Below are 16,593 nucleotides of genomic sequence, written 5' to 3' on the forward strand. Positions count from 1 at the left end.
CTAACAGTTAATTGATGTATATTCATTCTCTGAAATTTTCATGCAGCAAAAGTTACGACGATTTTCCCTGTTCACATAGGCAATGGCGCCATGAAGGCCACTGCAGATTTGTGCATGGATATTCAAGATCATTCACCTTTTGGTTCACTGCAAAAAAATTAGACCTAAATGGTTTTGTTGTCGATTTTTCAAGTTTAAAGCCTCTAGAAAATAGATTAAAGGAGCAATTTGACCATACTTTTCTAATAAATAAAGATGACCCTTTGCTGAATTACTGGGAAAAATTACATGACTTAGATGCTTTAGATCTGAGAATTATGGACAATGTGGGAATGGAGTTCACCTCTGAATTAATTTGGAGATGGGCTAATGAATACTTACAGGATAAGGATAAAGGCAGAACATGTTGTTGGAAAACAGAATCAAAAGAAAATAAATCGAATAAAGCAAGTTATGAGGAAATTCCTGATTGGTTCAAATCTTAGATTAAAGTTGTTAATTTTAAAGTCACATAGGATTCTTTAATTAGATATTTAATCGACATTTATCTCTCCATCAACTAGATAAATATTAATCTCGTCTTTATTAAGGTAATGATTATTCAATATATTATTTGAAATTTTTGTCTCAATTTGTTTTTGAATAATTCTTTTTAAAGGCCTTGCACCATAGGCATGATCGAAACTATTTTCGACAAGTTGGTTAATTGCCTCATCCGTAATTTTGAATTTTAAGTTTTTTTTGTTAAGTCTTTTTTCTAAATGTTGAAGCTGTATTTTTGCAATTTCTTTTATGTCATTTAATTCTAAATTATTAAAAATAACTATTTCATCAAGTCGATTTAAAAACTCAGGCTTGAAAAATTTTTTAATTTCATTATCTACAACTTTTTTAATTTCATTTGCATCTTCTTTTCTAACTGATAAATCATTTATTGATTGACTTCCTAAATTACTTGTGAGAACAATGATTGAATTTTTGAAATTGATTGTACGACCTTGACCATCAGTAATGATTCCATCATCAAGAACCTGTAAGAGAATATCTAAAATATCTTTGTGAGCTTTCTCTATTTCATCTAGGAGTATTAATGAATAAGGATTTTTGCGTACAGCTTCAGTTAGTTGACCGCCTGATTCGAAACCTAAATATCCAGGAGGCGCACCTATAATTTTGCTCACTGAATGCTTTTCCATATATTCAGACATATCCAGTCTTGTAATTGAAGAATTTGAATCGAATATTATTTTGGCTGTTACTTTACTTAGCTCTGTTTTCCCAACACCAGTTGGACCTAAAAAAAGAAAACTGGCTAATGGTTTGCTTGGATCATTTAGACCAGTCCTTGATCTCTTAATGGAATCTGCAACAGCCCTAATTGCACTATCTTGACCAATAATTTTTTCTTTAAGGATTGACTCGAGGCTCAAGAGTTTATCTTTTTCTGACTGGTTTAAGTTCTGTACTGGAATAGAGGTCCACTTTGAGACAACTTCTGCAATATCATCAAAAGTTACCTCTTGTCTTAAAAGACTTGTATCTCCATTTTTTTGGGAATTTACTAAAGACTCACTTTTTTCTTTCAATTTTTTTTGCAAAGAATTTAAAGTTCCAAATTCTAATTCTGCTGCTTTGTTGAGGTCAAAACTCCTTTTGGCTTGGTCTATTTGCAATTGAACAGATTCAATTTCTTCTTTTATGGTGCTAATCTCGTCAATTTCATCTTTTTCTTTTTTCCATTGAGCGCCTAATTCTGCCTGTTTATCTTTAAGGGATATAAGTTCATTATTGATTTTTTTTAATCTTCCTATAGAAAAATCATCCGTTTCTCTTTTTAAAGATAATTTTTCCATCTCAAACTGTAGAACTTTTCGATCAATTTCATCAATTTCTTCAGGTTTGGAAGTTATGACCATATTTAATCTTGAGGCTGCTTCATCGATTAGATCTATTGCTTTGTCAGGAAGAAATCTATCGTTAATATATCTTTCGCTAAGGGTTGCAGCAGCAACTAAAGCATTATCAGAAATTCTCACACTATGATGAACTTCGTATCTTTCTCTCAATCCTCTTAAAATTGATATAGTGTCATTTATTGAAGGAGCATCAACTTTTATCTTTTGAAATCTTCTTTCTAAAGCAGGATCTTTTTCTATATTTTGTTTATGTTCATTAATAGTTGTAGCACCAATACATCTAAGTTCTCCTCTCGCAAGCATTGGTTTTAATAGGTTGCTTGCATCTAAAGAACCTCCACCAGCGCCAGCGCCAACTACCGTATGAATTTCATCAATAAAAAGAATAATCTTACCGTCTGATTTTTTCACTTTCTTTAGAATATTTTTTATTCTTTCTTCAAATTCTCCACGATATTTTGCTCCAGCTAAAAGTGAACCCATATCTAATGAAATTAGTTTCCTATCTTGTAGCGCAGAGGGCACATCGCCATTAATAATTCTTTGAGCTAAACCTTCTACAATGGCTGTTTTGCCAACCCCAGGTTCTCCAATAAGAACTGGATTATTTTTTGTTCTTCTACTCAATATTTGAATTGTTCTTCTAATCTCTTCATCCCTACCAATAACTGGGTCTAAAATTCCATCTCGTGCAGATTGAGTTAGATCAATACCATATTTTTCCAAAGACTCATTAGAACTGTTAAATTCATTATTTAATGCCGGATCTGACTTCATTTTCTTTATAATTTCAAGAAATTCTGGAATACCTTTTTGATTTAAAATTTGAAATCCATAATTATTATCATAAGTGAAACAGTAAACTAAGTGTTCTGTTGATATCACTACATCATTTAAAGTATTTTTGATATCATTCGCCTTCAAAAATATTTTGTGAAGAGTCTCACCAATATATAAATTATCTTGTTTATTTTTCATTTTTGCTTTCGCATTTAATGAAGAAATTATTTCCCTCTCAAGATCTTTTAGATTTACATTATTTTTTTTTAAAATATTTTTTGTAATATTGTCCTCTTTAATAAGAGCTAATAATAAATTATCAGCGTCTACATTTTGTTGATAATTTTTATAAGCAATTTCTTTGGCGACAATAAAACAATCCCAAGCAGAATTTGAGAATTCGCTTGGAACTATTTTCATCAATCAAAATTTGAATATGACCGTAATAAATATTAAGTCAAAAATGGTTTTAACTATTTAGAGGATTTATTCAACAATAACTTTACCTACCATTCCAGCGCCTCTGTGTGGCTCGCAATAGTAATCATAAGTTCCAGCAGTATCAAATGTCTCTCCCCAAGACTCTCCTGGAGCAAAAGCTAGGTCCGCATGACTTAATTCCTCATGCCCATCAAAAACAGCATTGTGAGGGGCAAGTTTATTATTGACGAATTTAACTGTATCACCAGCACTAATGGTTACTGTACTTGGTTCAAATGCAAGCATTCCAGCATCCGTTCCGAGTTTTACTTCAACAGTCTTAGCTGAAACTGATGAAATACCAAGACCTAGAGTTAAAACTATTGCAAATAACCCTGCAAAGATTGAACGTAACATAATAAAAATTTGCTTATCTTTATATATTACAAGGCTTTGGTGACCTAACTGCGAGAATTTTAATTGTTATTACAGCTTGGTAACTTTGATAATCTTAAAATATCATTCAGTGACTTGGCATAACTTTTAAGTTTGAAAGTCTCAGGATTAGTGATGGGGACATGATTAAAGTCATATTTTTTGATACTGAAGCTATCCCAAGGAGTAGTTTGGATCGGGAGAATTCTTAATAATATTTTTAGAATTTTTTTTGTAAGCGGTATCGCAAAAAATCTCCTCATATTATGTCTTTTTAACAGTGTAATTATGGCATCATCAATTGAAATGAATTTTTGACCTAGCACAAATTTTCTAAAGCCTTTGTATTGCTCTTCTTTATGATTTTTAATTAGAAATCCGCAAATCTGGGCAATATCATTTGCGTGTATAAAGTGAAATTTAGAATCGAGTTTTAAAAATCTTGCTAACCAAAGCCATTTCCCAATTTCTTTCAATCCACTAGTTAAATAACTCACAGGATATTTACTTTTTTTTCCAAGATTCCCTCCAAAAACCAGGGTAGGGAAAACAGCGAATGTTTTTTCTGCAAATGAGCTTTCTCTAAGTCTCTGGAAACATTCGTATTTTGTTTGAATGTACTCTGTTCCATAAATCAATGATTCCCTCATTAATTCTGTTTGGGTATCAAGAATACTAGCTGTTGAAAAATAAATAATCTTTTCTAACTTTTCAATATCAAGCATTTCTAGTAATTCTTCAAAAGCTTTAATATTTACTTCATATGCTCTTTTTGGATCTCCCCAAGCTGTAGCAGTATGTATTAGGTAATTAATTTGACTAATTTCCTTTCTATACCTATTTGATTCCCTAATATCGCACACCATTAACTTGACTTTTTTATTTTCTTGAAAAGAAATTGGTAACTTATTTTTGTCTCTTACCATAAGATAAAGCCTGAATTTTGTGTTTTTCAAAAACCAATCAACTAAATATTGGCCAACACATCCATTAGCGCCTGTTATTAATAAGTTTTTATATGCCAAGACTTTGACTAGTAAGTGAGTTTTTTCCCATGTTCAAAAAATGTTTGAGCATTTTCTTCTGGAGTCCCAGGTAAAATCCCATGACCCAAATTAAGAATATATTTCCTGTCTTTAATTTTATTGAAAGTATCATCTATCCTTTCTTTTATTGATTTTTTGTTTCCGAATAAAATGCCAGGGTCAACATTACCTTGAATTCCAATTCCCCTGGGGATTCTTTTACAAGCCTCTTCAATATCTACTGTCCAGTCTAGTGAAATTATATCTACTCCAGTTTTTGCCATTCTTTCCAGTACCCCAGCACTTCCTGAAATGTAAAGAATTATTGGTGTTTCAGGGTATTCCGCTTTTACAATTTCAACAACTTTTTTTTGATACGGCCCAGCAAACATATCATAATCTTGTGGGCTTAGTTGGCCTGCCCATGAATCAAAAATTTGTACTACTTGCGCTCCAGATTTTATTTGATATTTAAGATATTCACCAATAGATTTTGCAAAATGATCAAGAAGTTTATGAAGTAAATCTGGTTCATTAAAAGCCATTGATTTTATTAAGGAATAATTCTTACTGCTTTTACCTTCAACTACATATGCAGCAAGAGTCCAAGGTGCGCCAACAAAACCTAAAATAGTTGCCTCGTTATTTACATCTTTTTTTAGTGAAGAAAGAACTTGCCCAACAAAGCTTAAACTCTCGCTTGGATTTAATTCTCTTAAATTTTCTACCTGATTAAGAGTTCTTATTGGGTCCTCAATAATTGGACCTTTACTTTCTATTATTTCAAAATTTATGCCCATCCCTGGAAGAGGTGTGAGAATATCTGAAAAAAGGATCACACCATCCGGTTTGAAAGCATGAAAAGGCTGCATTGAAATCTCATATGATAGTTCTGGATTTTCAGACCTCTCTCTAAAGCTTGGGTAACGCTCCCTTAAATCTCTATAGATTTTCATATATCTTCCTGCTTGCCTCATCATCCATACTGGAGGCCTATTTACTTTTTTACCTAATGCGGCAGAAAGTAGTAGCGGTAAATCTTGACCCATTTTTCAATTCGATATTTAAAAAAAAATTAAAATCCAACTTAAAAATCTTACAATGTAAAGCAGAGCAAAAGCGTTATGTGAACATTTATATGAAGCACTAAGTTAAATGAGCCTTCTTATTTTTTTGATTGATGTTTGAATATACTCACGCTTAATGGGGGCAAAGCAAGTTCTAGAGCATTTTGATAATCATGAATATTGTAATTTATAGTTTCTTTACCCCCCAAATTTCCTTTGTTACTGCCCCCGTATCTAGAGCCATCTGAATTAAATATTTCTCTATAGAATCCTTCCATAGGAACACCTACTTTGTATGACTCATGAGTATTAGGTGTAAAGTTAGCAACAACAACAAGCCACTCATTAGTATCGTTTTCTCTTCTCATGAAACTTATAACCGAATTAGATTTGTCATTACAATCTATCCATTGGAATCCATAAGGATCAAAGTCATTTTTCCATAATGCAGGTTCATTTTTATAAAGAACGTTTAGGTCATCAATCAAGTTTCTGATACCTTTATGGGGTTCAAATTCTAGTAACTCCCATTGCAGATCATCCCAAACATTCCATTCTTGTCTTTGCCCAAATTCCATTCCCATAAATATTGTTTTTTTACCAGGGTGGGTCCACATATAAGTTAGTAACGCTCGAGTATTTGCATATTTCTTCCAGTCATCGCCAGGCATTTTATGCAAAAGATGACTTTTCCCATGGACGACCTCATCATGACTAAGTGCAAGCATAAAGTTCTCTGTATAGTTATATGTAATTGAGAAAGTCACACTATTTTGATGGAATTGCCTAAACCAAGGATCTATTTCAAAATAATCAAGCATATCGTGCATCCATCCCATATTCCATTTCAAGTTAAACCCTAACCCTCCCATGTCAGTTGGTTTGGTTACCATTGGCCAAGTTGTTGATTCTTCAGCGATAGAAAGTGCACCTGGGAAGTGTTGGAAGAGTACATGATTAGCCTGTTGAAGAAATTTAACGGCTTCTATATTTTCATTCCCACCATTTTCATTGGGTATCCATTCTCCATCAGGACGTAGATAATCTCTGTAAAGCATGGAAGCTACAGCATCTACTCTTATGCCATCAATATGAAACTCTTCAAACCAATAAACGAGATTTGCTACTAAGAAATTCCTTACTTCGTTTCTGCTGTAATTAAATATTAGGGTCCCCCATTCTTTGTGTTCTCCTATTCGTGAATCTCCATGCTCATAAAGATGGCAGCCATCAAAAAATGCTAAACCATGTTTATCTTTTGGAAAATGACCGGGCACCCAATCAAGAATTACGCCTATGCCCTCTTCATGACATTTATTTACAAACTCTCTAAATTCATTTGGGGTACCAAATCTACTCGTTGGTGCATACCAGCCTGTAACTTGGTATCCCCATGAACCATCGAAAGGATGTTCAGATATTGGCATTAGTTCAATATGAGTAAATCCTCTTTCTTTTACGTAAGGGATTAGTTTCTTGGTTAATTCTGGATAAGTTAATAATCGTGTTCCAGGTTTTAAATCGGCTGCAGGTACCGGGTCTCTTGGATCACCATTGTTCTCCAGATATTTATTATCTGTTGATTCATGGAGCCAACTCCCTAAATGCATTTCATAAACTGAAATTGGCTTGTTAATTTGACTAGAAGAATCTCTGTTTGAAATCCAAGAACTATCATTCCAATTAAAGTTTTTTAACTTTGAAACTATTGAACCATTTTGAGGTCTGATTTCATGAAGGAAACCATATGGATCAGCTTTCTCATAGATATGACCTTGTTGTGTTCTTATTTCGTATTTGTATGTATCGCCCTCTTGCATTGATGGCATGAATAGTTCCCAAATTCCCCCTAATCTTTTTTGCATTGGATGATGTCTTCCATCCCAAGAATTTATATCTCCAATTATCGAAATTGATTTTGCATTTGGAGCCCAAATGCAAAACATAACCCCTTTTTGATTCTTTTCTTCAATGAGATGTGCTCCCATTTTTTCCCAAATATGATGATGATTACCTTCTGCAAAAAGATGTCTATCAACTTCTCCCATCCATTCTTCTCTATATGACCAAGGGTCATGTTGTGTATGTGTGACCCCTCCTCGTAAAATATTTATTTCGTAATTGTGATTTGGATTTTCAGGCAATATAGCTTCAAAAAGCCATTTATGGTTTATGCTTTCCGCCTTATAGGTATTGTTTTTAAAATTTATTTTAACTTCGTCGGCTTCAGGCATCCATACCCTAATTACCCATTGTTCTTCATAAAAATGAGGACCTAATATTTTTAATGGATTATCATTGCAACAATTTTCTAGGTTGATAGCTTCTGATTTAATCCAGTCTGCTTGAATTGTCTCGATCATGACTGGTAGATATTAACGATTAATAATATCAAATGATTAACCAAAAAATTAATTATTTATAAAAAAAAGGGGTCATTTTCATAAATGTTTTATCAAGGCTAAAACTTAGAGTAATAACTCTATGATTTGCTGAAGGAGATCCAATATTTCCATCCCCAAATCCCGGATTAACTCCAATAGCGGGATAAGCTGCAGCAGATATAGATAAGCGAAGCTTGCTATCTTTAATCAAACAAATATTTGTTGGTTGCATTGTGATTTGATAAATGCATTCTTCATTTATTTTGGAGTTTTTAACCCTTAAGAATCCGGTTGAAAATTGATTCACCTTTTCATTACCTTCTTCAACTAGAGATAAAGCAAGGCAGATATCGAAATTGGGCTGATCACTTTTTACCTGGATTTCTAATGTGGGTACTCCTGTTAAATATTGATCTTCTTCAAAAGAATTGGTTTGAAAAACACCTACATCCAGTCTTTTATCAATAATACTTCTATTAAACTTTCCTGGATTTTGACCTAAATGTCCACCGTCTGATGGAGTAGGTCTCCATGGGTCATGAACAATTGTGAACCATCCTGATCCTTTTGAATTTATGGTCAGACTTCCATCTTCAACCTCTACATTTGCGGTACCATCGCTTTTGAGTCCAAAAATAAATTCAGGATTAAATTTATTATCTAAATCTTCCCATTTATTTAATGAAATATTCCATATTTTTTTCTCGTCTTTTAAATTCTTAGAATTAAAATTTTCATCTAATTTTAAATGTTTATCAAAAAAATTTAATAAAGATTCTTGTGATCCCTCCCACCAATTTAGATGTGTTGCATTCCCAATAATAATCTCTGGGCTTCCACCCGCTTCTTTAGATTGTTGATAAAGATCAAAGGCACCTTTTAAATGTGGATCCCAAAGTCCTCCAATAATTAACATAGGTTGTTTAATCCATGTTGAAATTGGTTTAAATTCTTCAAATGGGTGAGCATTATTTAAATTTTTAAGCCATTCCAAAACAAAGCTATTAGGATCATATTTTTTTAAAATTTCAATTCCTTCCTTTAAATAACTTTTATTTTCTAGGGCTAATCTTATCTTTCCCCACTCAAGCAATTTATTTTCTTTTTTCATTTTTAGTGCCGCAATTTGAAGTCCCCATGCAATATTGTTATGCCACCAATATGCTCCTCCATCTGAGCACCAATGATCCTTAATATTCATCCCAGTCATTGCTGGAGATAAACAATCGGGCGGCTTTGAATATAATTCACCGGTTAGTTGAGTAAATCCTTGATATGAAAAACCATATAAGCCAAGTTTCCCATTACATTCTTTTAGAGACCTTACCCATTCATGAGTTTCTGAAGTATCGCTAGCTTCTTGAGAAAAACCATTAAAGACTCCTTCAGAAGAACCCATACCTCTAACGTCTTGAATTATGACCATATACCCTTTGGAAGCCCACCATTCAGGATGAGAATAGGTGATAGTTGAAGCAATTTCCCTGCCATAAGGTTGTCTCATTAATAATGCAGGCCATGGCCCATTGCTATTAGGTAACCAAATCCTTGATATAAGTTTTACTCCATCTCTAAGTATTAGAGACTTGTCAAACCATCTAGAACCAGACATTTAGGCTTTAGATAATGTCTGGACAGTGCAGCCCAATGACGTAAATAGAAAAGATCTCTGCGTTAACGGGAGTTAACTTTTTTTTGTTTGATACATACTCTATAGCTTTATCTGAACTAGCAGAAATACCTTTTGAATTAAACTCTCTAAACTTATTACATAAATTCCTAGCTTCGTTTGGATTCTTTTTTACATTTTCCAGTAGGTTAGACTGACTAAAAACAGGGTATAAAGAGTTGGAAAACAAAAATAATAAAAATATCAGGGGTTTCATTTTCACTAACTTTTTCTAAATTCTACATTAAAAAATTTTTTTTAACCAAGTTTTCAAATAGATTTGTAGATTTGACTAGCTTTTTTAATCCATTCTTTTAAGAGAGCAAAAGTTGTATATGTTTCAGTTTTTACTCTAAGACTTCTTTCTAATCTACCAATTTTGCGCTCTAATTCGTAAGGAGTAGATAGTGATAATGATTTAATAGAAGATATGCCGCAATGCAAAAGTAGATATGCTTGCGGTGGAGAAATTCCAATTTCTTTTTTAAAAATAGCTATAGCTCTAATTTTCTTTAGATTATTCAATGTGCATAGTGAATATTTTCTTTGAATCTCATTTATTTCTTGGTCAGAAAGATTACTTAATTTTTCAATGTCAATTAGATTATTTTGAACAAAAAAATATTTCTCATGTCTAAAATTATTTGGCAAAATATCTAAAAAGGTTTTACTTTCCATTGTTTAAGAGACTAATTCATTTTGACATTTTTCTGAACTTGTCCAATAACCACTGGTTTACTTACGCCATCTGAAATTTTTTCAAGTTTTCTTATCTTTATTGTTACATTCGCACCAGATCTGCTACCTTTCCTTAAGTTTTCCGATAATTGTTCTAAAGTTGGGTCAATAGATTCTTCTGGAAAGTCATCATCTGCTTTAGCAATAATCAAATCGAACCCATTGTCATAAACAATTGGAACATATTTTGCACCTTCTATTACAACCTTTTCGGAGTAACTTTGTATAAATGCCCAACTACTCAAAGAAAGCAATAATGAAAAGATAGTTGCTCCAATTATTCGAAATTTAAAACCAAAATCAAATATAAAAGCTGCTATTGTGCAAATGAAAAGAAATATTCCAAAGAATCCAAAAATTTTGGGTGTGTTCTCTAATAGTTCAAAAAAAGACATTTAGTGGCTTTGACCTGATTAATTTCTTATATTTTGTAAGCCTACTCTATTTTTGGGCTCTAACTTGAAAAAAATTAGATCTCTAAATTTAAATACTAAGATTCTTTTGGTAGGGATGCTTTTACCTTTAGGTTTTTTAGGCACTTTTTTATTAAATAATTTTTTAAAAGACACTTATAGTTCTAGGAAATTAGAACTAGAAAAAAGTCTTGAGAATCTTTTAGATAAAAATGTTGATTTAGGTGATTATGTTGGGATTAGATATCTAGGTATTTCTTTGGGTAATTCAAAAATTAATGATAAAAACAATTTAGATTCTGAAATTACAGCCAAAAATGTATATGTTGGCATTATGCCTTTTAGATCTTTTTTAAAACAAAAATGGATTGTAAAAATAAGTCCTAAGGAAGCTGCCATAAATATAGATAGAGATTTTTTTAAAAGGGACGAATCTTATAAAGATAATCGAATTGCAAAAAAATCAAAATCTAAGTATGAGTTGATCTTTAACTTAAATAAATATTCAGATCTGAAGTTTAATAATGCAGGATTAAAAACAAAAGTAAAAGGTAATGTTATTTACAAGTCAAGAAATAGACAAATCATTGCAAATGTAAAATCAAATTTTGATGAAAAGGGATTTTTAAAATTTAAATTTAATACAAAATTAAATCAAGACTTTTTAAAACTGGATTTATTTTCTAAGGGTTTAGATCTTGATAATTCTGAATATATAATTGGCAATAGAAAAATTAGCTTTAAAAAAGGTACCTTTAAATCTAACTTTAAATTTAATAAATCATCAAAGCACACATTTTGTGAAGGAAGATTTTCTTTTACTAATTTAAAAATAAAACCAGAAGATTTAGCAGAGAATATAAATTCAGATTCAACTAGGTTTTTTTGTAAAGATAATAATTTTATTGGTAATACAGAAAAATTAAATTATGGAACTTTGACTTCGAATTTTAATCTAAATATGCCCTTTAATAGAAGCTCCAATAATATTGATCTAAAAGGAAGTATTGGATACATTAATAGCCTTAATCCAGATATCCAATTATCGGGTAATATGCCCTTTTGGTTTGATAGAAGAGGTATAAATTTTGGTGATATAGATACTAGTTTTAAAATAAATAGAACTCAATTATCTAATTTAAATATTTTCCGAAAAAATGATATAAGGGGTTTCATTACTGCTAAAGGTGAATTAAAAGGAAAAATTACTGATCCTGATATTTCGATAAACTTTAACCTTGATTACCCGCACTTTAAAGGTATCCGCATTAGAGAAATATGGGAGGGAGATATTAAAAATGAAAATAATGAATTTCTTCTTAATATGAAAAATAGATATTCTCCAATCCCTTCATTTCTTTCAATCAACTTTAATTCTGATCTTAAAATAAATAATGCAAATTTCATAAGAGTTTTCAATTCAAATAAAGGTACTATAGGCATACTGAAACAGGATGATGGTTATAATTGGCGAGCGGATAATTTTCCTCTTGATGAGCTTGAATTATCTATAGACAAAAATCAATTCGATAGAATTTATGGAATTATTAATGGTAAAGGATCAATTTCGTCAGACCAGTCATACCTTGATGGGCGAATTGCTTGGAGTCTAGGTAAATATAGAAATATTAATCTAGCCAATTCATTATTTGATTTCCGCGTCAAAGATAATTCTTTTTATATAAACTCCTCATTGTATCCAATTGATGGAGGAATAATTGAAGTCGAATATGATTCAAGTAAAAATAATTTTATTAATTCAGAATTCAAGGATATAAGCACTAGTTGGACTATCCTTACCGCTGTTGATATTTTTAACTTTGATAATAAAAAAGTGATTCCTATAAGTAAATCGAATATTTTGGATGATTTGGAAATAAATAAAGAAAATAAATCACTTAAAGAGAGGATCGATTTTATAAATAACTTTATTGAAAATAGTAATTTGTTAGAGGACAAATTTAATTTGCAAAAATATTTAAATAAATTTAGAAGTAGATACAACGGAAAAATTACTATTCAGGGCGATAGACCAGTAAATTATAAATTAAATGCAAAATTAAAGGGCTATCTTGATGTATCTAGAGACGTCTATAAGAATAATAAAGAGGAATTTTCTATTGATTTGGAAGGGGGATTATTAACAGGGAAAGGTTCTTTAAGAATTAAAAAATTTCCATTAAGTGCAGCAAATATCTTTTTAAATAAACCAAGAGATTTTCTTGGAGGGTTGGATATGAACTTATTTTATGATCTCGATACAAAATCTTTCTCTAGCGATATTTTGTCCAATGGTTCATCAATTAAAAACAACATAATAATATTTGATAAAGGACTAATTAAATTTAATAATTCTATTTTTGATATTGATTTTTCCCTTTTAATAAATGATTCTGAAATACCAATTAATATCGAAGGTTCAATACCTATAAATAAGTCTGATAACTTAGATCTAAGATTGATTGGGAATGGAAAATTTATTGAGTTAATAGATATTTTTGCTGATGAATACTTTACATTTAAAGAAGGAGATTTAAATCTAAGAGTGATTCTAAAAGGAACCTTAAATAAACCTCTATTAAATGGATTTATCGTAGTTAAAGATTCTGAAATTAATTTTTCAAACAATATAATAAGAGATTTTAATAGTACAATCATCTTTGATTTTGACTCTTTAGAGATCAATAATCTACAAGCGAAGACTCAAGATTCTGGTGAAATTTTTGTAAAAGGCACTTTGCCTTTTTATAGTCAGAATGATTCTGAAAAGTCAGAAATTAATTTGATAACGAATAGATTTTCATTAAAGAAAGATAATTTTAATTTTTTAATAGATTCAGATATCGATTTAAGTGGATCATTTGAAAGTCCTGTTTTGGGAGGTTATCTATCTTTTAATAATGGATTTATTAATTTTAATAGCACCAATCAAAATAATAAAAAAGAAAATAATCTTATAAGAAAAGAGGATAAAAAAGATTGGCCAGAACTCTATTGGAATAATAAAAAAAATATTGAAATAATATCAAATGAAACAATTTTGAATTCAGTTCTTTTAGGAGAAACTTTGCCTAATTATCTAGGTAATTTGAGTTTTAATAATCTTAAATTAAAACTTGGACCAGAATTTAAACTTCAATATTCAGAAATAGTTCAAGCTTATTTAGATACCAAATTAGACCTTACTATAAATGGTGAGATAGGAAATGATTTAAATGCTAGGGGTCTTATTTACCTTAAGAAAGGAAGAGCAAATCTATACACTACCCCGTTTAAACTTAATAAAAATAAAGACAATTATATTTTATTTGCATCAAGAAGTGGTGTGGTTCCTTTTATAAATTTTTCTTTAGTCAGTAAAGTTCCAGATTCTATAATACCTATAAGTGAAAACAATCAGGATTTAAATGTATCAGGTGATGTTGCTGTCGACGCTAGTTCAAGCGGTTATGGTGCATTTGGAATTGGTAATACTAGGCTTATCAAAATTGAAGCATCTTATGAAGGATTTTTAGATCAATTATCTTTCGCTGATGAAAATAGAAGAATCCAATTAAGGAGTACGCCAAGTTACAACAGATCACAAATAATTGGTTTAATTGGAGGTAACTCTGCAAATTTAATAAATAGAGCATTTATTTCTCAAATTAATAATGCTGATGCATTTAGTGAAAGATTTCAGTTTTCTTTATATCCAGCGTTAATAGAAAATAATGATTCATTAAATAATATTTTTTCCAATGAAAATTTAGATATAGAAAATGATGATCAATCCTCTTCTAATGAGGAATTTTCTTCTCAAGCTTGGGTAGCCGAAATAGGGCTTGATATTACTGATGCGATAAATTTTGCCTTTCAAACAGTTCCAGGTAGAGATGATATTTCACCTTTAGGAATTTTGACTTTTCAGGCAAATCCAAACTTAGAATTATTAGGTTCTTATGATTCCAATGGGGATTGGAAAAGTCAAGTTCAGTTATTTTTTAGATATTAATTTACAAAGAAATTTACTTTAAAGAATCTTTAATTTGAATTATTATTAAATTAACTAAAAAATATTATGGCTAATATCTTTGAAGTGCCCCAACCAGGTAATGATCTTTTAGAAAAAGCTAATAAAGTTCGTTTGGCATCAATAGAAATAAGTCAAACTGAAAACCAAAATCGAATTAAAGCCTTAAATTTTATGGCTGATTATCTAGAAAAAAATTCTTATGAAATATTAGATGCTAATAATGCGGATTATTCAAGTGCACAAAAAAAAGGTATTTCTAGGGCTTTACTTTCTAGATTAAAGTTATCAAAATTAAAATTAAATTCAGGAATTGAAGGAGTAAGAAAAGTTGGAGACTTAGCTGATCCTGTAAATCAAGTTCAAATAAAAAGAGAGCTTTCAAAGGGATTATTCTTAGAAAGAAAAACTGTACCAATTGGTGTTTTAGGGGTTATTTTTGAATCAAGGCCAGATGCCGTGATGCAGATTAGTTCATTAGCAATAAGATCAGGTAATGGAGTAATGCTAAAGGGTGGTAGTGAAGCTAATTTAACAAATACAGCAATAGTCAAGGCATTGCAAGAAGGTTTAAATGCATCAGGTCTTGATAAAAATGCAATATGTTTACTAACAAGCAGAAAAGATAGCATGGCAATGTTAAATCTTGAGAAATACATTAATTTAATAATTCCAAGAGGAAGTAATGAATTAGTTAAATTTATTCAGGAGAATACAAGAATTCCTGTGTTAGGTCATGCTGATGGAATTTGTCATTTGTTTATAGATATTGAGGCAAATCTAGAGATGGCTTTATCAGTTGCTTTGGACAGCAAAATTCAATATCCTGCAGCATGTAATGCTATCGAAACTTTATTACTCCATAAAGATATTGCACCAACTTTTTTAGAAAAGGCCATCCCTTTATTTAAATCTAATGATGTTAAATTAATTGGAGATATGAGATCAGTTGAATTAGGGGTAAAGTATGAGGCTAGTCTAGAAGATTGGAAAACTGAATATTTGGATTTAATTTTGTCGATAAAAATTGTTGATGATCTCGAGGAGGCAATCACACATATTCAAAAATATAGTTCAAAACATACAGATGGAATAATTACTGAAAATTCACATACTGCCAATAAATTTATGAATGTAATTGATAGTGCAGGTGTTTTTCATAATTGCTCTACTAGGTTTGCAGATGGCTTTAGATATGGATTCGGAGCTGAAGTTGGTATATCTACTCAAACTCTTCCACCAAGGGGACCTGTAGGTCTAGAAGGTTTGGTAACTTATAAATATTTCCTAAAGGGTGATGGGAATATAGTTGATGATTTTTCATCAGGAAAGGCTATCTATACACATAAAGATCTTTAAAACTTTTAAAGATGGAAACTTTTTTAAAAATTGAGAATATTAAGCTTTGGGCTAGGGTTGGCGTACTTGATGAAGAAAGGGAATTAGGACAACTATTTATTTTAGATATATTTTTGTGGACTCATTTTGAAAAATGTACAATAGATGATGATATAAAAAAAACAGTTGACTATTCAAAATTAGTTCAAATTTTACAAAATCAATCAAAGAAAATATATTGTTATACAATCGAAAAATATTCGAACGCAATTTTAGAAATCATTGATCAGGAATTTAAAATTTCTAAAATTAAAATTATTTTGACAAAATGCAACCCTCCAATCACAGGTTTCGATGGAAAGGTGTCAATAGTAAGAATTCTTGAAAACAAATAAA

Annotated in this window: 12 protein-coding genes; 4 read left to right on the forward strand and 8 right to left on the reverse strand. The window is 30.8% G+C overall.

The window, feature by feature from the left end; all coding sequences use genetic code 11:
• The first annotated feature begins 14 nt into the window (after positions 1 to 14).
• The gene (locus A9601_RS12210; protein WP_011818083.1) at positions 15 to 485 is read left to right on the forward strand and encodes a 6-carboxytetrahydropterin synthase; all 471 of its coding nucleotides are present in this window, start codon (positions 15 to 17) and stop codon (positions 483 to 485) included.
• A gap of 48 nt (positions 486 to 533) precedes the next feature.
• Here the strand turns inward: A9601_RS12210 and A9601_RS12215 are convergent, their stop codons facing one another.
• The 8 genes from A9601_RS12215 to A9601_RS12250 form a co-directional block, all read right to left on the reverse strand.
• Positions 534 to 3,116, reverse strand: coding sequence for an ATP-dependent Clp protease ATP-binding subunit (locus tag A9601_RS12215; protein ID WP_011818084.1), 2,583 nt, complete (start codon positions 3,114 to 3,116; stop codon positions 534 to 536).
• A 66-nt stretch (positions 3,117 to 3,182) separates the two neighbouring features.
• Positions 3,183 to 3,533 carry a plastocyanin gene (petE, locus tag A9601_RS12220; protein ID WP_011818085.1) on the reverse strand — a complete coding sequence of 117 codons (351 nt, stop codon included), beginning with the start codon at positions 3,531 to 3,533 and terminating at the stop codon, positions 3,183 to 3,185.
• A gap of 59 nt (positions 3,534 to 3,592) precedes the next feature.
• Complete coding sequence (locus A9601_RS12225) at positions 3,593 to 4,576, reverse strand: NAD-dependent epimerase/dehydratase family protein (RefSeq protein ID WP_011818086.1); 984 nt, start codon at positions 4,574 to 4,576, stop codon at positions 3,593 to 3,595.
• Between the two features lie 8 nt (positions 4,577 to 4,584).
• Positions 4,585 to 5,625 carry a uroporphyrinogen decarboxylase gene (gene hemE / locus A9601_RS12230; protein ID WP_011818087.1) on the reverse strand — a complete coding sequence of 347 codons (1,041 nt, stop codon included), beginning with the start codon at positions 5,623 to 5,625 and terminating at the stop codon, positions 4,585 to 4,587.
• A gap of 116 nt (positions 5,626 to 5,741) precedes the next feature.
• The gene (gene glgB, locus A9601_RS12235; RefSeq protein ID WP_011818088.1) at positions 5,742 to 8,006 is read right to left on the reverse strand and encodes a 1,4-alpha-glucan branching protein GlgB; all 2,265 of its coding nucleotides are present in this window, start codon (positions 8,004 to 8,006) and stop codon (positions 5,742 to 5,744) included.
• Positions 8,007 to 8,058: 52 nt separating this feature from the next.
• On the reverse strand, positions 8,059 to 9,639 hold the full coding sequence (locus A9601_RS12240; protein WP_011818089.1) for a CocE/NonD family hydrolase: 1,581 nt from the start codon (positions 9,637 to 9,639) through the stop codon (positions 8,059 to 8,061).
• Between the two features lie 327 nt (positions 9,640 to 9,966).
• On the reverse strand, positions 9,967 to 10,374 hold the full coding sequence (locus tag A9601_RS12245; RefSeq protein WP_011818090.1) for a DUF4332 domain-containing protein: 408 nt from the start codon (positions 10,372 to 10,374) through the stop codon (positions 9,967 to 9,969).
• Between the two features lie 11 nt (positions 10,375 to 10,385).
• The gene (locus tag A9601_RS12250; protein ID WP_011818091.1) at positions 10,386 to 10,829 is read right to left on the reverse strand and encodes a DUF2518 family protein; all 444 of its coding nucleotides are present in this window, start codon (positions 10,827 to 10,829) and stop codon (positions 10,386 to 10,388) included.
• A gap of 115 nt (positions 10,830 to 10,944) precedes the next feature.
• Here A9601_RS12250 and A9601_RS12255 point away from each other — a divergent pair, with 115 nt between their 5' ends.
• The 3 genes from A9601_RS12255 to folB all read left to right on the forward strand — a co-directional run bounded on the left by A9601_RS12255 (position 10,945) and on the right by folB (position 16,592).
• Positions 10,945 to 14,841, forward strand: coding sequence for a translocation/assembly module TamB domain-containing protein (locus tag A9601_RS12255; protein WP_011818093.1), 3,897 nt, complete (start codon positions 10,945 to 10,947; stop codon positions 14,839 to 14,841).
• Positions 14,842 to 14,907: 66 nt separating this feature from the next.
• A complete protein-coding gene (locus A9601_RS12260; RefSeq protein WP_011818094.1) occupies positions 14,908 to 16,218 on the forward strand; it encodes a glutamate-5-semialdehyde dehydrogenase in 1,311 nt (436 codons plus the stop codon).
• Between the two features lie 11 nt (positions 16,219 to 16,229).
• Positions 16,230 to 16,592: a dihydroneopterin aldolase gene (folB, locus tag A9601_RS12265; RefSeq protein WP_011818095.1), complete on the forward strand. Its 363-nt coding sequence runs from the start codon at positions 16,230 to 16,232 to the stop codon at positions 16,590 to 16,592.
• Position 16,593 lies beyond the last annotated feature (1 nt).

The organism is Prochlorococcus marinus str. AS9601 (assembly GCF_000015645.1).
GTDB classification, from domain to species: domain Bacteria; phylum Cyanobacteriota; class Cyanobacteriia; order PCC-6307; family Cyanobiaceae; genus Prochlorococcus_A; species Prochlorococcus_A marinus_O.